General features: G+C 73.0%; 22 protein-coding genes. 11 read left to right on the top strand and 11 right to left on the bottom strand.

Annotated elements, in window-relative coordinates:
* Positions 1-281 precede the first annotated feature (281 nt).
* Both ACZ4XJ_RS36195 and ACZ4XJ_RS36190 read left to right on the top strand, forming a co-directional pair.
* Entirely contained in the window at positions 282-620 is a 339-nt protein-coding gene (locus ACZ4XJ_RS36195; protein WP_362881964.1) for a hypothetical protein, read from the top strand.
* Between the two features lie 158 nt (positions 621-778).
* Complete coding sequence (locus tag ACZ4XJ_RS36190; RefSeq protein WP_362881963.1) at positions 779-943, top strand: hypothetical protein; 165 nt, start codon at positions 779-781, stop codon at positions 941-943.
* A 94-nt stretch (positions 944-1,037) separates the two neighbouring features.
* On the opposite strand, the gene ACZ4XJ_RS36185 is transcribed toward ACZ4XJ_RS36190, so the two are convergent.
* The 3 genes from ACZ4XJ_RS36185 to ACZ4XJ_RS36175 form a co-directional block, all read right to left on the bottom strand.
* Positions 1,038-1,238 (bottom strand): hypothetical protein, encoded by a 201-nt coding sequence (locus ACZ4XJ_RS36185; protein WP_362881962.1) that lies wholly within the window; start codon positions 1,236-1,238, stop codon positions 1,038-1,040.
* A 44-nt stretch (positions 1,239-1,282) separates the two neighbouring features.
* Positions 1,283-1,747 (bottom strand): hypothetical protein, encoded by a 465-nt coding sequence (locus ACZ4XJ_RS36180; protein ID WP_468498714.1) that lies wholly within the window; start codon positions 1,745-1,747, stop codon positions 1,283-1,285.
* A gap of 104 nt (positions 1,748-1,851) precedes the next feature.
* On the bottom strand, positions 1,852-2,712 hold the full coding sequence (locus ACZ4XJ_RS36175) for a TIGR03619 family F420-dependent LLM class oxidoreductase (protein WP_468498713.1): 861 nt from the start codon (positions 2,710-2,712) through the stop codon (positions 1,852-1,854).
* Positions 2,713-2,806: 94 nt separating this feature from the next.
* Here ACZ4XJ_RS36175 and ACZ4XJ_RS36170 point away from each other — a divergent pair, with 94 nt between their 5' ends.
* Entirely contained in the window at positions 2,807-3,547 is a 741-nt protein-coding gene (locus ACZ4XJ_RS36170; protein ID WP_468498712.1) for a PaaI family thioesterase, read from the top strand.
* Positions 3,548-3,566: 19 nt separating this feature from the next.
* Here ACZ4XJ_RS36170 and ACZ4XJ_RS36165 read toward each other — a convergent pair whose 3' ends face one another.
* The 3 genes from ACZ4XJ_RS36165 to ACZ4XJ_RS36155 all read right to left on the bottom strand — a co-directional run bounded on the left by ACZ4XJ_RS36165 (position 3,567) and on the right by ACZ4XJ_RS36155 (position 8,544).
* The gene (locus tag ACZ4XJ_RS36165) at positions 3,567-4,667 is read right to left on the bottom strand and encodes an ADP-ribosylglycohydrolase family protein (protein ID WP_468498717.1); all 1,101 of its coding nucleotides are present in this window, start codon (positions 4,665-4,667) and stop codon (positions 3,567-3,569) included.
* 462 nt (positions 4,668-5,129) lie between these two features.
* Positions 5,130-7,721: a bifunctional FO biosynthesis protein CofGH gene (locus ACZ4XJ_RS36160; protein ID WP_362881958.1), complete on the bottom strand. Its 2,592-nt coding sequence runs from the start codon at positions 7,719-7,721 to the stop codon at positions 5,130-5,132.
* Between the two features lie 40 nt (positions 7,722-7,761).
* A complete protein-coding gene (locus tag ACZ4XJ_RS36155) occupies positions 7,762-8,544 on the bottom strand; it encodes an SDR family oxidoreductase (protein WP_362881957.1) in 783 nt (260 codons plus the stop codon).
* A 452-nt stretch (positions 8,545-8,996) separates the two neighbouring features.
* Here ACZ4XJ_RS36155 and ACZ4XJ_RS36150 point away from each other — a divergent pair, with 452 nt between their 5' ends.
* Entirely contained in the window at positions 8,997-10,784 is a 1,788-nt protein-coding gene (locus ACZ4XJ_RS36150) for a lytic transglycosylase domain-containing protein (protein WP_468498711.1), read from the top strand.
* Between the two features lie 182 nt (positions 10,785-10,966).
* Here the strand turns inward: ACZ4XJ_RS36150 and ACZ4XJ_RS36145 are convergent, their stop codons facing one another.
* On the bottom strand, positions 10,967-11,170 hold the full coding sequence (locus ACZ4XJ_RS36145) for a cold-shock protein (protein ID WP_015610594.1): 204 nt from the start codon (positions 11,168-11,170) through the stop codon (positions 10,967-10,969).
* A gap of 237 nt (positions 11,171-11,407) precedes the next feature.
* Here ACZ4XJ_RS36145 and ACZ4XJ_RS36140 point away from each other — a divergent pair, with 237 nt between their 5' ends.
* The 4 genes from ACZ4XJ_RS36140 to ACZ4XJ_RS36125 all read left to right on the top strand — a co-directional run bounded on the left by ACZ4XJ_RS36140 (position 11,408) and on the right by ACZ4XJ_RS36125 (position 16,259).
* Entirely contained in the window at positions 11,408-12,271 is an 864-nt protein-coding gene (locus tag ACZ4XJ_RS36140; RefSeq protein WP_362881955.1) for a menaquinone biosynthetic enzyme MqnA/MqnD family protein, read from the top strand.
* A 228-nt stretch (positions 12,272-12,499) separates the two neighbouring features.
* Positions 12,500-14,287 (top strand): serine/threonine-protein kinase, encoded by a 1,788-nt coding sequence (locus ACZ4XJ_RS36135; RefSeq protein WP_468498716.1) that lies wholly within the window; start codon positions 12,500-12,502, stop codon positions 14,285-14,287.
* A gap of 108 nt (positions 14,288-14,395) precedes the next feature.
* Complete coding sequence (gene mqnC, locus ACZ4XJ_RS36130; RefSeq protein WP_383999352.1) at positions 14,396-15,595, top strand: cyclic dehypoxanthinyl futalosine synthase; 1,200 nt, start codon at positions 14,396-14,398, stop codon at positions 15,593-15,595.
* Between the two features lie 19 nt (positions 15,596-15,614).
* Positions 15,615-16,259, top strand: a complete 645-nt coding sequence (locus tag ACZ4XJ_RS36125) for an imidazolonepropionase-like domain-containing protein (RefSeq protein ID WP_362881953.1) — start codon at positions 15,615-15,617, stop codon at positions 16,257-16,259.
* Here the strand turns inward: ACZ4XJ_RS36125 and ACZ4XJ_RS36120 are convergent.
* Positions 16,225-16,566 (bottom strand): helix-turn-helix domain-containing protein, encoded by a 342-nt coding sequence (locus ACZ4XJ_RS36120; protein ID WP_468498710.1) that lies wholly within the window; start codon positions 16,564-16,566, stop codon positions 16,225-16,227. The genes ACZ4XJ_RS36125 and ACZ4XJ_RS36120 overlap by 35 nt on opposite strands.
* A gap of 101 nt (positions 16,567-16,667) precedes the next feature.
* Complete coding sequence (locus ACZ4XJ_RS36115) at positions 16,668-17,585, bottom strand: DUF3152 domain-containing protein (RefSeq protein WP_468498709.1); 918 nt, start codon at positions 17,583-17,585, stop codon at positions 16,668-16,670.
* 232 nt (positions 17,586-17,817) lie between these two features.
* Here ACZ4XJ_RS36115 and ACZ4XJ_RS36110 point away from each other — a divergent pair, with 232 nt between their 5' ends.
* On the top strand, positions 17,818-18,510 hold the full coding sequence (locus ACZ4XJ_RS36110; RefSeq protein WP_468498708.1) for a demethylmenaquinone methyltransferase: 693 nt from the start codon (positions 17,818-17,820) through the stop codon (positions 18,508-18,510).
* Positions 18,511-18,564: 54 nt separating this feature from the next.
* The gene (locus ACZ4XJ_RS36105) at positions 18,565-19,461 is read left to right on the top strand and encodes a glutaminase (RefSeq protein ID WP_383999360.1); all 897 of its coding nucleotides are present in this window, start codon (positions 18,565-18,567) and stop codon (positions 19,459-19,461) included.
* Between the two features lie 254 nt (positions 19,462-19,715).
* Here the strand turns inward: ACZ4XJ_RS36105 and ACZ4XJ_RS36100 are convergent, their stop codons facing one another.
* Positions 19,716-20,246 (bottom strand): GNAT family N-acetyltransferase, encoded by a 531-nt coding sequence (locus ACZ4XJ_RS36100; RefSeq protein WP_362881948.1) that lies wholly within the window; start codon positions 20,244-20,246, stop codon positions 19,716-19,718.
* A gap of 98 nt (positions 20,247-20,344) precedes the next feature.
* Between ACZ4XJ_RS36100 and ACZ4XJ_RS36095 the strand changes: the two genes are divergently transcribed.
* On the top strand, positions 20,345-21,628 hold the full coding sequence (locus ACZ4XJ_RS36095; RefSeq protein WP_362881947.1) for a geranylgeranyl reductase family protein: 1,284 nt from the start codon (positions 20,345-20,347) through the stop codon (positions 21,626-21,628).
* On the opposite strand, the gene ACZ4XJ_RS36090 is transcribed toward ACZ4XJ_RS36095, so the two are convergent.
* Positions 21,629-22,138 (bottom strand): PIN domain-containing protein, encoded by a 510-nt coding sequence (locus ACZ4XJ_RS36090; protein ID WP_468498707.1) that lies wholly within the window; start codon positions 22,136-22,138, stop codon positions 21,629-21,631.
* Position 22,139 lies beyond the last annotated feature (1 nt).

Genomic DNA, 22,139 nt, shown 5'->3' with positions numbered 1-22,139 from the left:
CGGCTTTTCGTGGTGGGGCGGTCGGTCAAGGGTGGCCGAAGGCCATCGCGAAGCGACGCGACGACGAAGGAGGAGCGCCCTTGAGGGACCGGCCCGCCACGAAGAGACGATGAGACCGGCGGGAAACCACCAAACCAGCTCTGACCCGGACCATGGGCACCCCGCACACCCCCCGCCCCCGCCCCCGCCCGGCGGACCACCCCCGCCCAGCAACGCCCACCCACCCCCCACCCCCCGAAAAGCAGGTGCGGGGCGGTTGTGGGGGCGCCTAGCTTGAGGCGGTGAGCAGCGACTATCCATTCGCCGACGGGTACAACCTGGCCTGGGATCTGACCGGCTTCGGTGGTGCGGACGAGGAGCTGGTCGAGTCCGTTTGCCTTGCGCGGGGGCAGTTCCTGGCGATTCGGCACCTCTTCGTGCTGGGTGACGATCCGTGGATGGTCGCGGGTGAGTACCGTGTGGCGCCCGGCATATGGGCGCACGTGCGGCGTGTCGTGCCGGGGGTCCGGTTCGAGCGCGACGTCGACTACTTCCTCGGCGCCCGTCAGGCTCTGCCCGGCGGGCGCTTTTGGCGTCCGGCCTTCGGTGTGTCGCCGCCCGGTCCGGTGCCGCCTCCCTGATCCGACCTGCACAACGACCGATCACAGTGCGGCATTTGATGGTCACGCGACGTCCGGTGCGACACTCCTCGACTACCGCTCGTGTTTAAGGTGTCCCGATCCGGTAACACTTGGTAGTGACGTGCATTCAGTACCCGGCGAAAGAGAAGGAGATGACCATGGCTACCGCGCTCATCCTCCTCGCGGTCGTTGCTCTCATCGCGCTCCTGGCGGCGGCTCCTGCCGCGCCCGTGAAGCGCAATCCGTTGCCCCGTAATGCGGGTGCGCGTCGGTTGAACACCGTGCCGGCGCCGCGTCGTGGGTTCCATCGCAGCGGCAGCTGACGTCCGGCGGGATCACCCCACTTCGAACGGCGGGGGGCCGACCCTGTTCAGGGCCGGCCCCCCGCCGTTCGCGTGATCGGGCACGGGCGCGCCGCTATGCCTCGGGTTCCGGGATCCGGCCGCTGACCTGGTGGTGCGTCGTGCGGGCCGGGCGGCCGCACAGGACGTCCACGCGGACGTCCTCGGCGCGGACGGTGCCGGTCCGGGTGAGTTCGTCCAGGTGGGCGCGCAGTTCCCGGCGATCCTCCGTCGAGAAGACGTGTTCCAGCGGCCCGTCATGTGCGCGGCGCTGCACGCCTCGACCCGCCGGCGGGCCCGTTCCCGCCACGCCCCCCGTGGCTACTTCGGGAGGGCGGGGAGGGACGGGAGCTTGCCCGGCTCGCTCTTCTGGAAGGTGTCGGTGCCGGCCGCGCCCTCCCAGGTGACCTTCAGGGTGGTGGCGTCCACGGAGTCGACCTTGCCCTTCGAGCGCTGTGCGCCGGCCGGGCACTTCAGGTCGATGGTCTTGCCGTTGGTGGTGCCCTCGCAGGTCAGGCCGGTGGCGGCCTCGACGACGAACGCGATCTGGCCCTTGACGGTCAGGATGACGCCCTTGCCCGGGTTGGACATGGCGATCCAGCCGCCCTCCAGGCTGCCGCCCTTGGCGTCGCCGCCCGGCGCCGGGGTGCCGGGCGCCGGGGTCGAGGAAACGCCGGCGGAGGGCTTGTCGGCGGCCGGGGAGTCCTCGCTGCCGCAGCCGGTCAGGGTCAGGACGGCCACGGCGGCGGTGGTGGCGGCGACGGAGAGGCGCAGGTGGTCGAGCACGGGTAAGTCCCCCAGATGAGGCGAGTTGAACGGAGTCGATCGGCGGAACGCGCCAAACTATCAGCCGTTCGGGGGACGGTCGGCACCTCGCCGGGGGCGGCGTGTCACAGGTACTGGGCGAACTCGTCCAGGGTCCGGAGGATCTCCGCCTCGCGGGCCGAGGGGAGTTGGAGGACGACCTCCTCGATGCCAAGCTCGGCGTAGTGGGCCAGTTTGCCGGGGCTCGGCTGGACCGCGTACGGGACCACCTGGAGGGTCTTGGGGTCGCGGCCCGCCGCCTCCCAGGCCTGCCGCAGGACCGGCAGGGACTCGGTCAGGCCGCGGCCGCCGATGGGGAGCCAGCCGTCGGCATGGTCGACGATCGCCGAGAACAGCTTCGGGCCCGCCGACCCGCCGATCAGCGTCCGCGGCCCGTACAGGGGCTGCCCGGCGGCGAGTTCGCGCGGGGCCCGGACCGGCTTGGGGTGGGCGGCACTCGCCTGGACGGAGCCGTACGGGCCCTCGTGGGCGGTCGGTCGCGGGGCCCACAGGGCGCGCATCAGGGCCATGTGGTCGCGGACGCGTTCGCGGCGGGTGGGCCAGTCGACCCCGTGGTCGGCGGCCTCCTCGACGTTCCAGCCGTAGCCGATGCCCAGGGTGACGCGGCCGCCGCTGAGGTGGTCGAGGGTGGCCACCTGCTTGGCGAGGCCGATCGGATCGTGTTGGGCGACGAGGGTGATGCCGGTGCCCAGGTGCAGCCGCTCGGTGACGGCCGCGGCCTGGCCGAGGGCGACGAACGGGTCGAGGGTGCGTCCGTACTGCTCGGGCAGGTCGCCGCCCATCGGGGCGGGCGTGGCGCGGCTGACGGGGATGTGGGTGTGCTCGGGGAGGTACAGGCCGGAGAAGCCGCGCTCTTCGAGCGAACGGGCCAGGCGGGTGGGGGAGATGGTCAGGTCGGTGAGGAAGATGGTCGTGGCGATCCGCATGGGCGCGTGCACCTCCGGGACGTGGGAGGGACACGGTAAGGCCTCGCGGGCGAGGCCGGCAGGGTCACACGACGGGCGTGGAGAGGTGGATGGCGTGAGGGGCACGGAGACGATCACGGTGCCGGAGGCGTTGCACGGCTACCCGGGGGTGGCCTTCGGCGGCTGGGTGGCGGGGCTGCTGGCCGCGCGGATGGCGACCCCGGCCGAGGGGGAGGCGGTACGGGTGGACTTCCGGCGACCCGTTCCGACGGGGACGCCCGTGCGGCCCGAGCCGGGTCCCGACGGGGTGTCCCTGCTCGACGGGGACGGGGTGCTGCTCGCCGCCGCCGCGGCGGTCGCGGCGCCGGTCGGGGAGCTGCCCGCGGCGCCCTCCTGGGCGGAGGCCGTGAAGGCCGCCGACGCCTATCGGGCGGATCCGCCGGACGAGCAGGTCGACTGCTTCGGCTGCGGACTCGGCCGGACCTCGGCGACGGGGCTGCGGCTGCACTGCGGGCGGGTGCCCGGACGGGACCTGGTGGCCGCGGCGTGGACGCCGGGACCCGAACTCGCGAGGGCGGACGGGGTGTTGCCGGCCGAGCTGGTGTGGGGCGCGCTGGACTGCCCGGGCAACGCGGCCGGGCGGCTGCTCGCGGCCGGCCCCGGTGGCGCCGTCACGGCCTCGCTGACGGCGCGGCTGCTGCGGCCGGTGCCGGTGGCGGGGGAGGGGCTGATCTCGTACGCCTGGCTGCTCGGCGTGGACGGCCGCAAGTGCGAGGTGGGCACCGCGTTGGCCACCCCGGACGGCGAACCGTGCGCGTACGCACGGGCGTTGTGGATCCGCCCGCGGACGGCGTAGCGGGCCGGGGGGCGGCCCCTCAGGCGCGCGGGTAGCGGGCCAGCCAGCCGGGGGCGGAGGCGGAGGGGCCGTGGAGGGCGGGCCCCTGGGTCATTTCGAGGGCGAAGTCGTCGGCGAGTTCCAGGATCGTGGCGCGGCCCTCCAGGTCCGTGAGCCAGGCGGGCGGCAGGGCCGTCTCGCCGTGGAGGGCGCCGAGCAGCGCTCCGCACAGGGCGCCGGTGGCGGTGGAGTCGCCGCCGTGGTTGACGGCCAGGCGCAGCCCGTGCGGGACGTCCTCGGCGACGAGGGCGCAGTACACGGCGACGGCGAGGGCGTCCTCGGCGTCGCGGCCGTCGCCCGGGGAGAGCGATTCGACGGCCTTGGGGCTCGGGGCCTGGAGGGTGACGGCGGCGACGGCCCGTTGCAGGGCGTCGGTCACCGGCTGGTGGCCGGGGCGGGTGCCGAGCAGGCCGAGGGCGCGCTGGACGGCGGCGTCGAGGGTTTCGCCGCGGGTCAGGCCGTGGACGATGACGGCGAGGGCGCCGGCGGAGAGGTACGCGGTGGGGTGGCCGTGGCTCTGGGTGGCGCACTCGACGGCGAGTTGCAGGACGAGGGCGGGTTCCCAGCCGACGAGCAGGCCGAAGGGGGCCGAGCGGACGGTGGCGGCGGCGTCGCGGGCGGTGGGGTTCTTCGGCTGTTCCAGGGTGCCGAGGACGTCGTCGGCGAAGCCGGTGAGGCAGGCGCGGTCGGGGCCGCGGCGGGCGTAGAGCCATTCCTCGCCGGCGAGCCAGCCGTTGTCCTCGCGGCGTTCGTCCGGGCCCCAGTCGTGCTGGGTGGCTGCCCAGCGCAGGTACGCGCGGTGGACGTCGGTCGGCGGGTGCCAGCCACCGGTGTCACGGCGTACGTGGGCCCGGATCAGGCCGTCGACGGTGAACAGGGTGAGCTGCGTGGAGGCGGTGACGGTGCCGCGGCGGCCGTGGGCGGGGGCGGGCTCGGTCAGGCCGGCCAGGCCGTGGGTCTCGCGGATGCCGTTGAGGGAGAGGCCGGCGACGGGTGCGCCGAGGGCGTCGCCGATGGCGGTACCGAGGAGGGTGCCGCGGACCCGACTGCGGAAGTCCTGCTGTTCGGTGCGGCCCCACAGGGCGGTGGCCACCGCGGCGGACGTGGCGGGGCCCGGGACCGCGGCGACCGGCGGGACCCCCGCCGGCGGGGCCGACGCGTCGGAGGCCTCCCGCGCGCGCGGTACGGCCGGTGCGCCGCTCGCGCCGTCGTCGTCGGTCGTCGCGGGTTCCGGCGCCGCCCCCGCAGGCGCCGGTGCCCCAGTTCTCGACATGGCAGTGTCCATTTGTGTTTCCCCCCCAGGCTTTGGCGTGACTGTAGTGGACAGGTTCGGTCGATTCCGGAAGTAGTCCGTCACCTCGCCCTTAAGTGACCGCAGAACGGCCGGAATGCGAACGGTTCCAGCCGCGAGGTCAAGGCGAAGTACGGCAGCTTCGACCGCTACCTGAAGGACGGCCTCGGTATCGACTCCAGCCCGGCCGGCCACCCACGGCCGGGCTCCTTCCCGCGTCCATCCGCGCGGGCCGGTCGTTCCCGCGCGCCGTCAGTCCAGCACCGGCAGCAGCTCCGGCAGGTGGCCGTCCGAGGCGCGGGCCGCGTCCTGCCGCTCCTGCGGCACCTCCCCGTAGAGGGTCGTACGGGCCCTCGCCGGCCGGCCCGCCGCCTCCGCGACCGCGATCAGGTCCCGGACCGACTTGTACGAGCCGTAACCGGATCCGGCCATGCGGGAGATGGTCTCCTCCATCAGCGTCCCGCCCAGGTCGTTGGCGCCGGAGCGGAGCATCTCGGCCGCGCCGTCCGCGCCCAGCTTCACCCAACTCGTCTGGATGTTGGTGATGTGCGGGTGGAGCAGCAGCCGGGCCATCGCCGTGACCGCACGGTTGTCGCGGACGGTCGGGCCGGGCCGGGCGATGCCCGCCAGGTAGACGGGCGCGTTGGTGTGGATGAAGGGCAGCGTCACGAACTCGGTGAAGCCCTCCACCCCCTTGGACAGGGCCGCCCGCTGGATCCGCACCAGCGTCCGGAAGTGGCCGAGCCAGTGCCGGGGCTGGTCGACGTGGCCGTACATCATCGTGGAGGAGGAGCGGATGCCCAGCTCGTGCGCCGTGGAGATGACGTCGATCCAGTCGGCCGTCGGCAGCTTGCCCTTGGTGAGGACCCAGCGGACCTCGTCGTCCAGGATCTCCGCCGCCGTACCCGGGATGGAGTCCAGCCCGGCCTCCTTGGCGGCCGTCAGCCAGTCCCGTACGGACATGCCGGTGCGGGTGGCGCCGTTCTCCACCTCCATCGGGGAGAAGGCGTGCACGTGCATGCCGGGGACGCGTTCCTTCACCGCGCGCGCGATGTCGAAGTAGGCGGTGCCGGGCAGGTCGGGGTGGATGCCGCCCTGCATGCACACCTCGACCGCGCCCACGTCCCACGCCTGGGCGGCGCGGTCGGCGACCTGGTCCAGCGACAGGGTGTAGGCGTCGGCGTCCGTGCGGCGCTGCGCGAAGGCGCAGAAACGGCAGCCGGTGTAACAGACGTTGGTGAAGTTGATGTTCCGGGTGACGACGTACGTGACCTCCTCGCCCACCACCGACTTGCGCAGGTCGTCCGCGACCCGGCACAGGGCGTCAAGGGCCGGGCCGTCCGCGTGCAGCAGGGCCAGCGCCTGCGCGTCGGTCAGCGCGGTCGGGTCGTCGGCGGCCCGCGCCAGCGCGGCCCGTACGTCGGTGTCGATGCGCTCGGGCACCATGCCGGGGGCGGCGGCCTCGCGCAGCGCGTCCCAGTCGCCGTAGACGTGGTCGAAGTCCTCGCGGCGGTCGCCGGTGCGGCCCTCGGTGTCGATGGCGGTGTGCAGGTCGGTGCGCCCGTACGCGGCGAAGCCCTCGTCGGGCTCCTGCCAGGGACGCCCCTCGACCTTCGCGGACGCGTTCGCCATGCCCGTGTCCGGATCGGCCAGGGCGCGGACGTGCGGCAGCAGCCGGGGGTCCAGCCAGGGCTCGCCGCGGCGCAGGAACTCCGGGTAGATGGTCAGGCGTTCGCGGAGCTCGAAGCCGGCGGCGGCCGTCCGGGCGGCCAGCTCCTCGATGTGCGGCCAGGGCCGCTCGGGGTTGACGTGGTCGGGGGTCAGGGGGGACACCCCGCCCCAGTCGTCGATGCCCGCGCCGATGAGCAGCGCGTACTCGGCGTCCACCAGGTTCGGCGGGGCCTGGATGCGGGCGCCGGGGCCCAGGATGTGTCGGGCGACGGCGATGGCGGCGGCCAGCTCCTCCAGCTCCGCGTCGGGCATGCCGCGCATGGCGGTGTCCGGCTTGGCGCGGAAGTTCTGGACGATGACCTCCTGGATGCCCTGGTAGCTGCGCTGGATCCGGCGCAGCTCGAAGAAGGCCTCGGCACGCTCCTCGTACGTCTCCCCGATGCCGATCAGGACGCCGGTGGTGAAGGGGACGTTGGAGCGGCCCGCGTCCTCCAGCACCCGCAGCCGCACGGCCGGGTCCTTGTCGGGGGAACCGTGGTGCGGGCCGCCGGGCTCGGACCACAGCCGACCGGCGGTGGTCTCCAGCATCATGCCCATCGACGGGGCGACGGGCTTGAGGCGCTGGAGTTCGGACCAGGTCATGACGCCGGGGTTGAGGTGGGGGAGCAGCCCCGTCTCCTCCAGGACCCGGATCGCCATGGCGCGGACGTAGGCGAGGGTGTCGTCGTAGCCGTGCGCGTCGAGCCACTCGCGGGCTTCGGGCCAGCGGTCCTCGGGGCGGTCGCCGAGCGTGAAGAGGGCTTCCTTGCAGCCCATCGCCGCGCCTTGGCGGGCGATGTCGAGGACCTCGTCGGGCGACAGGTACATGCCGTGGCCGGCGCGGCGGAGCTTGCCGGGGACGGTGACGAAAGTGCAGTAGTGGCACTTGTCGCGGCACAGGCGGGTCAGGGGGATGAAGACCTTGCGCGAGTACGTGATGACGCCGGGCCGGCCGGCGGCCGCGAGACCGGCGTCCCGGACCCGGGCCGCGGAGCCGGCGAGGTCCTCGAGGGCCCCGCCGCGCGCCCGCAGGAGTACGGCTGCCTCGGTCGCGTCCAGCGCGACGCCGTCGCGGGCCCGCCGCAGCGCGCGCCGCATCGCGTTGTCGGTCGGAGCGTCACTCGGAGTGGTCATGGGGCGAGCATACGATCCGGTGGTACATGCACGAAGGGCGTCATCGCATCAGTTCACCGGCGTTGACCAGCAGCGACTGGCCGGTTATCGCCCGCGCACGGTCGGAGGCGAGGAACGCGGCGGCGTCGGCGACGTCCCCGTCGGTGGCCAGGTCGGGCAGCGCCATCCGCTCGGTGAGGCGGGCGTGCACCTCGGCCTCGGGAACCCCCTCGGTGTGGGCGGTGAAGGTGACGAACGCCTGGACGGGCGGCCCCCACATCCAGCCCGGCAGCACGGTGTTGACCCGGATCCGGTGCGGGCCGAGCTCGCGGGCCATCGAGTACATCGCGGAGGTCAGCGCGCCCTTGGACGCGGCGTAGGCGGCCTGCTGCACCTCGTTGGGGGCGGCGACGGCGGACTGGGTGCCGATGATGACGACGGAGCCGCCCCGCTCCTTCAGCGCGGGCAGGCAGGCCCGGGTCATCCGCAGGGTGCCGAGGAGGTTCACGTCGAGGATCTGCTGCCAGGTCCCGAAGTCGGCGTCCGCCAGGCCCCCGAAGTACGAGTCCCAGGCGGCGACGTGCACCACGGCGTCCACGCCGCCGAAGCGCTCCCGGGCCAGCGCGACGAGCGCCTCGCACTGGGCCTCGTCGGTGATGTCGGTGGGCAGCAGGGCGGTGTGCCGACCGTCGGGGTCGATCTCGGCGGCCGCCTTCGCCAGGTTCGCCCCGGTCCGCGCGCCGAGCACGGCGTTCCCGCCGTCGCGCACGACGGCCGCGGCCACTTGGTGGCCGAGCCCGGCCCCGACGCCGGAGACGATGACGGTCTTCCCTCGCAACAGCATGCGCGCTCCCTGACGGCTCGATCTGACGGGTCGTCAGGGTAGGTCGCGGGGGCGCGGATGGGAAGGCGCGCCCCGGGGGCGCCGACGGGGACGCCGCCGGGAACGCCGACGGGGATGCCGCCGGGCACGCCCGCGGGGACGCCGGCGGGCCGGGGCGCGGGTCCGTACCGGTCGGCGCGTGGGGCGGCAAGGCGGTCAAAGGACCTCCAGCCGTACCGCAACGGGCCATTGGGGCGTTACCGGCAGGACGGGTGCGCCTCATCGGGCCGGTCGGGAGGCCCCGGGCGGCCCGCCCTGGACGTCCGGGGTCACAGGACGGTGAAGGTGAGACGAATGGTGCGTCATATCTACCGGAGTGACGGCGAGTCGCGTCGGAATACCTGATAGACAGAAGAATCACGGCTCGACCGGCCGCTAGCGAAAGCCGGCCGTCTTGGGGGGATCGCCGCACTGTGAAGCCGCTTCACCGTCATGTAGTCAACACCTCGCGCAAGGTCCTGTGCACGGCCGCCCTCGCGGCCAGCCTGACCACCGCCGCGGTCGTCACCAACCCGGCGACAGCGGGCGCCGGGGAGTCCGAACCGACGCCGGACAGCCCGCAGGCCACCGATCGTGGCGACGCGCGGCTCGACCTGCCGCCCGCCCTCGCCGACCCGACGCCGCCGCCCGGGGCCGACGCTCCCGCCGGAGCCGGCGGCATACCGGCGACCGCCCTCGACGCCTACCAGCGCGCCGCGGTGTCGGTCGGCGCCGCCCTGCCCAACTGCAAGCTGCCGTGGGAACTGCTCGCCGGCATCGGCCGCATCGAGTCCGTGCACGCCTCCGGCTACGGGCTCAAGTCCGACGGCTCCACGGAGAAGCCGATCCGCGGCCCGCGCCTCGACGGCAACGGCTACGCGTCGATCAGCGACACCGACAAGGGCGAGTGGGACGCGGACACCGAGTACGACCGCGCCTTCGGCCCGATGCAGTTCATCCCGTCCACCTGGAAGGACTGGAAGGCCGACGGGAACGCGGACGGCAAGCGCGACGCGAACAACATCTACGACGCGGCGCTGGGCGCGGGCCTCTACCTGTGCGCGGGCGACCGGGACCTCTCGGACCCGGCCAAGCTCGACAAGGCGATCCTCAGCTACAACAACTCCCGCGAGTACGTGAACAACGTCCTCGGCTACATGCGGCAGTACCAGAACGGCGCCGCAGGGGTTCCGAACCCGCCCGTCGGCAACTTCCCGACCCTGCCGGTGACGGGCACGCTGCCCACCCCGCGGCCCACGTTCCCGACGACGCCGACGACCCCCACCGGTCCGACGACGCCGACCGTGCCCACGACCCCGACGAAGCCCACCACCCCCACCACGCCGACCACCCCCACCACGCCGACGAAGCCCACCGAGCCGACGAAGCCGACCCCGGCGCCGGCCACGCTCGCCAAGCTGGAGCAGGCGGGCGGGGCGAAGCTGGAGGCCGAGACCGGAAGCGTCTTCGGCGAGGGCACCCGCTTCAAGGCGCTGCTCGGCGACGGCAAGCCGGCCGTGGGCCAGGCCGTCGTCATCGCCGTCGAGGCGGACACCACCGGCGGCACCCGCTTCTCCCCGCTGAACCAGTCCAGCGTGGTGGTCCGTACGGACGACCAGGGCATCGCCACCGCCCCGAAGCTGACGGCGGGCCCGAAGGCGGGCACCTTCACCCTGCGCGTGACGGCCTACGACGCCAAGACCCAGCTCACCCTGGCCCTGGACGGCAAGGTCACCGCCAAGCCCCTCGTGCTGACCCGCGTCGACGGCGCGGCCCCGGTACGGGTCGAGACCGGCACGGCGGTCAAGGGCCTGAAGTTCCTGGCCGCCGCCGGGGACGAGCCCGTCGCCGGTACGCAGCTCACGGCGGGCCTGGTCGTGAAGGAAGCGGGCGTCTGGGTGCCGGTCGACCCGAAGACGGCGAAGGGGCCGTACTTCGCGGGCGGGGCGGACAAGAAGCTGTTCACCCTGGACCTGCCCGAGGCGGACGCCGACGGCAAGGTCGCGCTGCCGGAACTCCTCACCACGGACGTGGCCCCGGGCACCTACCACCTGCGCCTGATCACGCCCGAGAAGACGTTCCTGATCGTGGAGATCACGATCGTCGCGAAGGCGGAAACCAAGCCGGAAACCAAGCCGGAGACCAAGCCGGAGACCCCGGCGACGGGTACCGCTCCCGCCCCGGTCACCTCCGGCAAGGCCCCCAAGGCCCCCGAGGCCTGATCCGGGCGCGTCCGAACGCACAGAACCGCCGGCCGGTCACCGTCCCCACGGTGACCGGCCGGCGGCTTTCGCGTCCCGCCCCGCCGGGCACAAGGCAGGAGCCCTGCCTCCTCCGCTCGCACGGAGGAGGCAGGGCTCCTTGGGTACTGCTTAATCCAACCGCGATCCGGTCGGCCAGGCGACTAGGCCGGGATAACGTTCTCCGCCTGCGGGCCCTTCGGACCCTGCGTGACGTCGAAGGTCACCTGCTGGTTCTCCTCCAGGGAGCGGAAGCCAGAGGCGTTGATCGCGGAGTAGTGGACGAAGACATCCGGGCCGCCGCCGTCCTGGGCGATGAAGCCGAAGCCCTTTTCAGCGTTGAACCACTTCACGGTTCCGGTAGCCATGAGCCCTCCTATGGGCCAAAGGGTCGCCCTGCTCCAGAACCTGCTAAGAAGTCTGAAAACTACAAAAGCCTGCGGGTCACATTCTCCGCAGGCTTCGTACTGCAAGGGAAACCAAACTGCAACTTGCGACGAGCCTAGCATGCACCCTGCGGCGGAGACCAGAGGGAAAGATCACGTCACTCGGACGTTTGAGACCCGCGCGATCGCTGACGGGAACCCGGGGGCTAGTCTCGCGATGTGGACGTCTACCGCAGCCGGCCCCGCGTCGGCCACATCCAGTTCCTGAACTGCCTGCCCCTCTACTGGGGACTGGCCCGAACCGGCACGCTGCTGGACCTGGAGCTGACCAAGGACACCCCCGAGAAACTCAGCGAGCGCCTCGTCCGGGGTGAGCTCGACATCGCTCCCATCACCCTCGTCGAGTACCTCCGCAACGCGGACCAGCTCGTCGCCTTCCCCGACCTCGCGGTCGGCTGCGACGGCCCCGTCATGTCCTGCGTGATCGTTTCGCAGGTCCCGCTGGAGCGGCTCGACGGCGCCCGGGTCGCCCTCGGATCGACCTCCCGGACCTCCGTACGGCTGGCCCAACTGCTCCTCGCCGAGCAGTACGGCGTCCGGCCCGACTACTACTCCTGCCCCCCTGACCTGGGCGTGATGATGCAGGAGGCCGACGCGGCCGTACTGATCGGGGACGCCGCGCTGCGCGCCTCGCTGCACGACGCGCCCCGGCTCGGGCTGGCCGTCCACGACCTCGGGCAGATGTGGAAGGACTGGACCGGACTGCCGTTCGTCTTCGCCGTCTGGGCCGCCCGCAAGGACTACCTGGCCCGCGAGCCGGAGGTCGTCGCCAAGGTCCACGAGGCCTTCCTCGCCTCCCGGGACGTCTCCCTGGCGGAGGTGGCGAAGGTCGCCAAGCAGGCCGCCCGCTGGGAGGCCTTCGACGCCGAGCTGCTGGAGCGCTACTTCACCACGCTCGACTTCCGTTTCGGCCCGGAACAACTGGCCGGCGTCCGTGAATTCGCGCGCCGTACGGGCCCCACGACCGGGTACTCCTCGGACGTCGCCGTGGAGCTCCTGAACGTGGCCGCTCCGAAACACTGAGCGGGTTATCCCCGCGGCCGTTCCGCTTCCGAAAAGTGAATGCGCGGTTTCCCGGGAATTCGTTCCCCATTCGCCCTCGTGTACCGCAAACGGGCGGGCGCAGCGGAATGCGTGCATATGACGGGGGTTCGGAAGCGGGCCCGTCGGCGGCCCACCGCGGGCGGGGCCGAAGCCCTATGGTGCTGGGGTGGTCGGGTGACCTCACACAGTGCGGGGGACGGGGAAGCGATGCAGCCGCTCGAAGCCGGTGAACCGCGGACGATCGGGGCGTACCGGCTGCTCGGCCGGCTCGGTGCGGGCGGCATGGGCCGCGTCTACCTGGGGCGCAGCGCGGGCGGCCGGACCGTGGCGGTGAAGATCGTGCACCCGCACTTCGCCTCGGACGAGGAGTTCCGGGCCCGGTTCCGCCGCGAGGTGGAGGCCGCGCGCCGGGTCGGCGGGGAGTGGACGGCGCCGGTGCTGGACGCCGACCCCGACGCGGCGGTGCCGTGGGTGGCGACGGGGTACGTGGCGGGTCCCTCCCTGGACCGGGCCGTCGCGGGGCACGGGCCGCTGCCCGGGCCGGCGGTGCGGGCGGTCGGCGCGGGGTTGGCGCGGGCCCTGGTCGCGGTGCACGCGCTGGGCCTCGTCCACCGGGACGTGAAGCCGTCGAACGTGATGCTGACCCTGGACGGGCCCCGGCTGATCGACTTCGGCATCGCGCGGGCCACCGACGGCACGGCCTCGCTGACCTCCACCGGGGTGTCCGTCGGTTCGCCGGGCTACATGTCGCCGGAACAGATCCTCGGCAAGGGCGTCACGGCCGCGGCGGACGTGTTCTCGCTGGGCGCGGTCCTGGCCTTCGCGGCGACCGGCCGGCCGCCCTTCAGTGGCGACAACTCGGCGACGCTCCTCTACAAGGTGGTGCACGAGCCGCCGGAGCTCGACGGCGTCCCGGCCGGTGGGCTGCGCGCGCTGATCGAGTCCTGCCTGGCCAAGACGGCGTCCGAACGGCCGGCCCCGGAGGAGTTGGTGGTGGCCCTGGGCGGCGCGTCGGGCGCCCCGGGGTGGTTGCCGGCGCCGTTGGTGGAGGAGGCGAGCCGGGCGGCCGTCGCCCTGCTGGACCTGGACGTCGACCCGGCGGGCGGCGGCGGAGTCGGGCCGGAGGCCGTTTCGGGGCCGGTGCCGTGGACGTCGGCCTCCTCCGGGCCGGCCGCCGGCTTCGGAGCGCCGGACCCCTCGTACGGGGGCGGGCTCCCCGGCCCCGGGGGCGCGGCCGGTTCCCCGTACTCCGCGCAGGCGGGCCCGTACGGGTCCTTCGGCGCGGCCGGTGGGCCGCATCCGGCCCCGTCGGAGGCGGGCGGCGGCGGGACCGGCGGCGCTGCGGCGGGTCCGCGGCCGGCTCCGGACGGGCGCCGGGTCACGGTGACCGCGGCCGGGCGGCGCTTCAGCTGCACCGTCGTCCTCGCGGCGGCGGCCGTCCTGGCGGCGGTGTCCGGCGGGCTGTACGGGATGGGGTTGTTCCCCGGCGGCGGTGCGGGCCGGGACGCCGCGAGCAGCGGTCCGCACCCCTCGGAGTCCGCGCCGGCGGACACCGACCCGGCGGCGTCACCACCGGCCGGCGCCCCTTCGCCCGACCCGTCCGGGGGTGGCTCGGCCGCGCCGAAGGGGACGCGGGGCGACGTCCCGAAGGAGCTGACCGGGACCTGGAAGGGGACGGTCACGACCGCCCGCATGGGCGTGCCGAGCGCGTTCGAGATCACCATCGAGGGCGGCAAGGTGGGCGAGGTCGTCGCCCGGGACAAGTCGGTCATCGACCTCCTCGGCACCGATTGCAGCGGCGACTGGAAGCTGAAGTCGGCGACCGACCGCTCGCTCGTCCTGGACACCTCGGGCGGCCCGAACCCGGCCCCCGGCATCTGCTCCAACGGCTCGGCCGACGAACGCTTCACCCTCAACGCGAACGGGACGCTGCACTACGCGTCGGGCGACCGGCCCGCCGGCAACCCGGAGGGCGACCTCACGCGCAGCCCCTGACCGGCCGGGGGGCGGACCCCGCCCCCGGCCCCTGGAAGGCGCGCGGCGGCCCTGGCGTACGCTGGATCGGTCCGGACCCTTGACACACCGCCGAAAGGTGACGCACCGGTGACCGACCAGGCCCTTCTCCAGTCTGTCCTCGACCGTGCCGCCGCAGGGGGCCGGATCACCCGGGAAGAGGCCCTCGACCTCTACCGGCACGCCCCGCTGCACGCGCTCGGCCAGGCCGCCGACGCCGCGCGCCGGCTGCGCTACGCCGGTACGGAGCACATCGCGACGTACATCATCGAGCGCAACATCAACTACACCAACGTGTGCGTCACGGCGTGCAAGTTCTGTGCCTTCTACGCGGCGCCGAAGGACAAGAAGAAGGGCTGGTCCCGGGACCTCGACGACATCCTGCGCCGTTGCGCGGAGACCGTGGAGCTCGGCGGCACCCAGATCATGTTCCAGGGCGGGCACCACCCGGACTACGGCGTCGAGTACTACGAGCACCACTTCGGGGCCATCAAGAAGGAATTCCCGCAGCTGGTCATCCACTCCCTCGGCGCGTCCGAGGTCGAGCACATGGCCCGGATCTCGGGCGTCTCGGCGGAGGAGGCCATCCAGCGGATCCACGCCGCGGGCCTGGACTCCTTCGCGGGCGCCGGCGCCGAACTGCTGCCCGCCCGGCCCCGCAAGGCGATCGCCCCGCTCAAGGAGTCCGGCGAGCGCTGGCTGGAGATCATGGAGATCGCCCACCGGCTGGGCGTGGAGTCCACCTCCACGATGTTGATGGGCACCGGCGAGACCAACGCCGAACGCATCGAGCACATCGCGATGATCCGGGACACGCAGGACCGCACCGGCGGCTTCCGCGCGTTCATCCCGTACACCTACCAGCCCGAGAACAACCACCTCAAGGGCCGTACCCAGGCGACCGTCTTCGAGTACCTGCGCATGATCGCCATCGCGCGGCTGTTCCTCGACAACGTCGCCCACATCCAGGGCTCCTGGCTCACCGTCGGCAAGGAGGCGGGGCAGCTGTCCCTGCACTACGGCGCGGACGACCTCGGTTCGATCATGCTGGAGGAGAACGTCGTCTCCTCGGCCGGTGCCAAGCACCGCTCGAACCGGCAGGAGATCATCGACCTGATCCGCAAGGCCGGCCGCACGCCGGCGCAGCGCGCGACGACGTACGAGCACCTCCTGGTGCACGACGACCCGGCGAACGACCCGGTCGACGACCGCGTCGCCTCGCACATCTCCTCCATCGCCATCGAGGGCGGCACCGCGCACCCCGAGCTGAAGCTCATCTCCTCGAACTGACGGCGGGGACCGACGCCCGATGCTGACGCTGCACACCGCCGAACTCCTCCTCGCCGGACCGGGATCGACGCCGCTGGAGGGCGGCGCCGTCCTCGTCGACGGCGAGCGGATCGTTCGCGCGGGCCCGTACGAGGAGCTCGTCGCCGACGCCCCGCACGCCCGGGTGCGCCGCTGGCCCGGCGTGCTGACGCCGGGGTTGCTGGCGCGCGGCGCGGACGAGCTGCTGGAGCGGACGTACTACCCGGACGACCCCTACGAGATCGCCGAGCTCGGCGCGGACCCGATCAGCGGGCCGGGCGCCCTCGACGCCCTGGGGATGACCGAGGCCCGCTGGGGCAACAGTGCCCGGCGCGGTACGCAGAAGCTGCTGGCGCGCGGGGTGGTGGCGGTCGCGGGGCGGTTCACCGTCGGCCCGGTGCGCACGGCGGTGGTCCGCTCGGGCCTCGCCGTGGTGCCGCCGGTCCCCTACGAGGGACGGCCGGCGCTGGACCCGTTCGCCGGGCGGGACAACGCCGAGGAGGCCTTCCACGGGGTGCTCGCGGTCGGCGCGCCGGCCCGGTTCGCGGTGTTCGCGGTGGCGTCCCCGGCGGAGCTGCCCGCGCTCGGCGCGGGCACCTGCGTGGCCACCGTCATCGGTGGTCGTCTGCTGCACCGGCGTCGCTGAGCGGGAGTCCGTCACCGGCCGGGGTGTCGTCGTCCGGCTCCTGGAGCCGGTGCCCGTCGCGGGCGAGGGCGGCCAGCAGGCAGGCCTGGAGGCGGCTGACCCCACCGAGCTTGACCCGTATGTTGCCCACGTGGAACTTCACGGTGCTGACCGACAGCCGCAGTTCGGCGGCGAGTTCAGCGTTGGAGGCGCCGGTCGCCAGTAGCAGGAACACCGTCGACTCCTGGTCCGTCAGCCGCACCCGGGGCGCCGGCCCGGCCCCGTACGACGGGAACCAGGCGGGGACGCTGAAGCTGACGACGCGCACGGTTCCCGCTCCTCACCGCGGAACCCCGGAACCCGGACACCGGTGCACCCGTGCGCCCGGCCCCGAGCCCCCGGAGCCCCGACCCCCCGGACACTCCTGTGTCAGGGGACGCGCGGACCGGCCAGGTAGGTTCCCGCGACGTCGAACGGCCACGCGTTGGACGTACAGCCGAGCAGCCCCTTGATCTGCTGCATCATCGCGGGCGCCGGCTGCCCGGCCCCGGGGCAGGTCTCGTGTTCCCGACCGAGTTCGTGACCCACCTCGTGGTTCACGATCAGCGCCCGGTACTCCTCCACCGTGCCGCTGAACTGCGGGGACCCCTCCTGCCAGCGCTTGAGGTTGACCACGACGGTGTGCCCGGCCCGGCAGTTGGTCTCGCCGACCAGCTCGGGCGTGACCACCTCGCACAGCCGGTCGGTGGTCGACGGGGTGGCGATCTTCACGGTGAAGTCCACCGGCTGACCGGGCCCGGCCAGCCGGAAACCGTACGCCGGGTCGTGGATCCAGCCGCGCGGATCCCCGAGGACCGCCTCGATGCCGCGGGCGGCGGCGTTCGCGTCGACGCCGCTGCCCTGCTCGACCTCCACCCGCCAGCTCCGTACGGTTCCTTTGCCCTGCGGCTGCCCCGTGACGGTGGAGGCCGTGAACACCCCCGGGCCCGACGCGGGTGCGGACGGGCTCGCGGACGCCTTCGGGGAGGCGGGCGGCGCCGACGGGGACGCCGAGTGGCCCTTGGACGGCTCCGCCGTCGCGCGGCGGCTGTGCCGGGGCGCGGGGGAGGCGGCCGCGGGGGCGCCGGTTCCGGCGTCCGCCGGGGCGCTCGGGGCGGGCCCGGCCCCCCGCCCGTCGGCGACGGTGGCGACCTCGGGGTTGCCGGGGGAGAAGGTGTACGCGGTCACCGTGAGAGCGATCAGCGCCGTCGTTCCGAGGACCGTACGGCGCAGCCGTCTGCGGCGTTCGGCCCGGCGCAGTACGCGCGAACCACTTCGGGGACGACCGGTCGAGCGGCCTGCCGGCATGCGTGAGCCCTTTGCTAGGAGAGGGCACCCAGTGTGCCCGTGCCCTGCCGGACCGTCGGTGCCGTGGGAGCCCGCGCCCAGTCAACCCACCCGCACGCCGCACCACAACTGTCCTCGGGGCCAGTCCCGGGCCGCCGCGGGGGCGCCGGCGGGGGCGTGGGCGGGGCCGTGGCGGACGGCCTGAGAGGATGGCTGCGTATCTGTCGATCCGCACAGCGAGGGGCCAACGCCAGTGACTAGGGCTTCCCTGGACAAGCAGCCGCACGAAGTCGCCTCCATGTTCGACGGTGTGGCGGCGAACTACGACCTCACCAACGACGTCATCTCCCTCGGCCAGGCCCGGCTCTGGCGCAAGGAGGTCGCGAAGGCGGTCGCCGCCCGTCCCGGACAGAAGGTCCTCGACCTGGCCGCCGGCACCGCCACGTCCTCGTTGCCCTTCGCCGCGACCGGCGCGTACGTCGTCCCCTGCGACTTCTCCCTCGGCATGCTCCGCGAGGGCAAGAAGAAGCACTCCTGGCTGCCGCTGACCGCGGGCGACGCGACGAAGCTGCCGTTCAAGGACGACGTCTTCGACTCGGTGACGATCTCCTTCGGGCTGCGCAACGTCCAGGACACCGACGCCGCGCTGCGCGAGCTGTACCGGGTGACCAAGCCCGGCGGCCAGGTCGTGATCTGCGAGTTCTCGCAGCCGACGTGGGCGCCGTTCCGGACCGTGTACATGGAGTACCTGATGCGGGCGCTGCCGCCGGTGGCCCGCGTGGTGTCCTCGAACCCGGACGCGTACGTGTACCTCGCCGAGTCCGTCCGCGAGTGGCCCGACCAGCCGGCGCTGGCCGCGCTGCTGCAGAAGGCCAGCTGGGGCAAGGTCGCCTGGCGCAACCTTACGGGCGGCATCGTCGCCCTGCACCGCGGCACCAAGGCGTAGCAGAGCGTGGTTGAGCAGACCGTGGTGGAGACCGCCTCCTACGACTGGGCGGCGCTGCTGGAGCAGGTCGCCGCGGACGTCGCCCCGCTCGTCGGCAGCGGTACCCCCGCCGAGTACATTCCGGCGCTGGCGACGGTGGAACCCCGCAGCTTCGGCATGGCGCTCGCCGACCTCGACGGCAACGTCCACGGGGTCGGCGACTGGCGGACCCCGTTCTCCGCCCAGTCGATCACCAAGGTGTTCTCGCTGGCCCTGGCCCTGGCCGAGGGCGGCGACAGCCTGTGGGAGCGGGTGGGGCGGGAGCCGTCCGGCAACCCGTTCAACTCGCTCGTGCAGCTGGAGTACGAGAGCGGCATCCCGCGCAACCCGTTCATCAACGCGGGCGCGCTCGTCGTCACCGACCGGTTGCAGAGCCTGACTGGCGACGCGAGCAGCGAACTGCTGGAGTTCCTGCGCCAGGAGAGCGGCAACCCGGGCCTCGGCTTCGACGCGGAGGTGGCGGCGTCCGAGCAGGAACACGGCGACCGCAACGCGGCCGTCGCCCACTTCATGGCCTCGTACGGGAACATCGACAACCCGGTACCGACGCTGCTGGACCACTACTTCTGGCAGTGCTCCATCGAGATGAGCTGCGCCGACCTCGCCCTGGCCGGCCGCTTCCTGGCCCGGCACGGGCTGCGCGCGGACGGCTCCCGACTGCTGACGCGCAGCGAGGCGAAGCAGATCAACGCGGTGATGCTGACCTGCGGGACGTACGACGCGGCGGGCGAGTTCGCCTACCGGGTCGGCCTGCCCGGCAAGAGCGGCGTCGGCGGCGGCATCGTCGCGGTCGTCCCGGGCCTGTGCACCCTGGCCGTCTGGAGCCCGGGCCTGGACCCCCAGGGCAACTCGGTAGCGGGCGTCGCCGCCCTGGACCGCTTCACGACCCTGACGGGCCTGTCCGTCTTCTGACACGCCCCTCGCACGGAGCGGCCCTACTCAGCCCCGCCGGCGTTTGAGGCGCGGGGTACGGGGCGGAGCCCCGGAAGGGGTTCGGGGGCGGAGCCCCCGGCCCCTCGGGTCCGGGCGGAGCCCGGGAAACGGAGAAAGGGCGGGTCGGGGAACGGCCCCGCGCAGCGGCACCCCCGACCCCCGCGCAGCAGCACCCCCGACCCCCGCGCAGCAGCACCCCCGGCCCCCGCGCACCCCCGGCCCCCGCGCCACCCTCACCCGGCGTCGAAGACCATCTCGTAGCGCCGCCCGTACCGCACACCACCCGGCAAGGGAAACCGCTCCGCGAGCGTCATCCCCAACCGCTCCGCAACCGCGATCGACCGCGCGTTCGCATCGTCGATCATCGCCACCACCCGCGGCACCCCCACCCCCCGCACCCGCTCCAACGCGGCCAACGCGGCCGCGTACGCGTACCCCCGCCCCCACGCGGAGCGCCCGAGCCGCCACCCGATCTCGATCTCACCGACCGGCCCCCATGCCTTCTCCGCCGGCCACGGCTGCGCCCCGGTGAAGCCGATGACCTCGCCGTCCGCGTCCAGCAACGTCCACAGGCAGTGGCCGAGCTGCGCGTCGTGCATCCGCTGCCGCGCGGTGATCTCGACGTACGAGGACAGCTCGGCGGGTCCGCCGAGGAACTCCATCACGTCCGGGTCGTCGAAGACCCCGTGCCAGGCGTGGGCGTCCTCGTGGGTGGGTACGCGCAGGCGTACGTCGGGGAGGGGCCGGGTCGGCGAGGTGGTCATAGGGGGCAGCCCTTCGGATCGTGATCTCTCTCGCTGCTTAGACTGCACGTGTCCGGTGCCGCCTGGCACCCTATATCGAGCCTTCGGGAGACCCCGCAGTGACCGAGCCCCTCTCCGAACACTCCGCGGATGTGATCGTCGTCGGCGCCGGTCCGGCCGGCTCCACCACCGCCTACTACCTCGCCAAGGCCGGACTGGACGTCCTGCTGCTGGAGAAGACGGCGTTCCCGCGCGAGAAGGTCTGCGGCGACGGTCTGACCCCGCGGGCCACCAAGCAGCTGGTGTCGATGGGCATCGACATCTCGGAAGAGGCGGGCTGGCTCCGCAACAAGGGCCTGCGCATCATCGGCGGCGGACAGCGCCTCCAGCTGGACTGGCCGGAACTCGCCTCCTACCCGGACTACGGACTCGTCCGCAAGCGCGACGACTTCGACGAGACCCTGGCCCGCCAGGCGCAGAAGGCCGGCGCCCGCCTGTACGAGCGCTGCAACGTCGGCGAACCCGTCCGCGACCCGCGCACCGGCCACATCACGGGCGTGCAGGCGAAGCTGGGCGAGGAGAAGACCCCGGTCACCTTCCACGCGCCGCTGGTCGTCGCCGCCGACGGCAACTCCTCGCGGCTCTCCCTCGCGATGGGCCTGCACCGGCGCGAGGACCGCCCGATGGGCGTGGCGGTCCGTACGTACTTCACCTCGCCCCGGCACGACGACGACTACCTGGAGTCCTGGCTGGAGCTGTGGGACCGGCGCGGTCCGCAGGACCGGCTGCTGCCCGGCTACGGCTGGATCTTCGGCATGGGCGACGGTACGTCCAACGTCGGCCTCGGCATCCTCAACTCCTCCTCCGCGTTCAAGGAGCTGGACTGGCGCGAGGTGCTCAAGGCGTGGTGCGCGTCCATGCCGGAGGACTGGGGCTACACCCCGGAGAACATGACGCAGCCGATCCGCGGCGCGGCCCTGCCCATGGCCTTCAACCGGCAGCCGCACTACACGAAGGGCCTGCTGCTGGTCGGTGACGCGGGCGGCCTCGTCAACCCGTTCAACGGCGAGGGCATCGCCTACGCGATGGAATCCGGCCAGATCGCCGCCGACGTCATCGTCCAGGCCCATTCCCGCGCGACGCCGTCGCTGCGCGAACTGACGCTGCACAGCTACCCGAAGGTGCTGAAGGAGACGTACGGCGGCTACTACACGCTGGGCCGCGCCTTCGTAAAGCTGATCGGCAACCCGAAGGTGATGAAGCTGGCCACGCAGCGCGGCCTGACCCACCCCGTACTGATGAAGTTCACGCTGAAGATGCTGGCCAACCTGACCGACCCGACGGGCGGTGACGCGATGGACCGCATCATCAACGGCCTGAGCAAGGTGGCCCCGAAGGCCTGATCATTCAAGGCCTGGCCGCTCGGTAGGGACCTGAGCGGCCAGGCTCGCGGCGTGCGACCTTCCGACGTTGACGATCTTCACCTTCGGTGAGCCGGGAAGTTCCTCGGCGGCCTTGCACAGCGCCGGGATGTGCGACTTGTCGGACGTGACGAGAAGTACCGGGGGCGGGCAGAGCGCGGCCGTGGCCACCACGAGTGCGTCCACGAGGCATTCGTGCCCGTCGAGGCCCGAGGTGTCCAGCAGCTTCGCTGCGGCGTCCGTCACCGCGTCGTTGACCGGTTTCACGTCGGACCGGGACAGTAGGAACCGGAGTCGCTTGGCGGCCTCCCCGGTGCGGCGCACCTGCAAGGGCGTCAGTGCGGACAGCGCCACGCGTCGGCCGCTCTGCTGAGCGACTTCGATACGTGCACGCATCCCCTCGTCACCGTAGACGTGCAGTGAAAGTCCTTGGGCGTCCAGGACGAGCGTGCCCTCGCTCTTCGCCCTGATCTTGAGGCGCTTGCTTACCACT

It is taken from the genome of Streptomyces sp. NPDC029836 (genome assembly GCF_055574495.1).
The sequence above is the reverse complement of the archived record's forward strand: the minus strand, read 5'-3'. Positions and strand labels throughout refer to the sequence as shown.

What these genes read in the sequence shown, in the direction of transcription:
- ACZ4XJ_RS36160 (WP_362881958.1), bottom strand. Translation starts at nt 7,721, where the DNA reads ATGACCACTCCGAGTGACGCTCCGACCGACAACGCGATGCGGCGCGCG.
- ACZ4XJ_RS36100 (WP_362881948.1), bottom strand. Translation starts at nt 20,246, where the DNA reads ATGACCACCTCGCCGACCCGGCCCCTCCCCGACGTACGCCTGCGCGTA.
- ACZ4XJ_RS36175 (WP_468498713.1), bottom strand. Translation starts at nt 2,712, where the DNA reads ATGCGGATCGCCACGACCATCTTCCTCACCGACCTGACCATCTCCCCC.
- ACZ4XJ_RS36135 (WP_468498716.1), top strand. Translation starts at nt 12,500, where the DNA reads ATGCAGCCGCTCGAAGCCGGTGAACCGCGGACGATCGGGGCGTACCGG.
- ACZ4XJ_RS36115 (WP_468498709.1), bottom strand. Translation starts at nt 17,585, where the DNA reads ATGCCGGCAGGCCGCTCGACCGGTCGTCCCCGAAGTGGTTCGCGCGTA.
- ACZ4XJ_RS36155 (WP_362881957.1), bottom strand. Translation starts at nt 8,544, where the DNA reads ATGCTGTTGCGAGGGAAGACCGTCATCGTCTCCGGCGTCGGGGCCGGG.
- ACZ4XJ_RS36190 (WP_362881963.1), top strand. Translation starts at nt 779, where the DNA reads ATGGCTACCGCGCTCATCCTCCTCGCGGTCGTTGCTCTCATCGCGCTC.
- ACZ4XJ_RS36125 (WP_362881953.1), top strand. Translation starts at nt 15,615, where the DNA reads ATGCTGACGCTGCACACCGCCGAACTCCTCCTCGCCGGACCGGGATCG.
- ACZ4XJ_RS36145 (WP_015610594.1), bottom strand. Translation starts at nt 11,170, where the DNA reads ATGGCTACCGGAACCGTGAAGTGGTTCAACGCTGAAAAGGGCTTCGGC.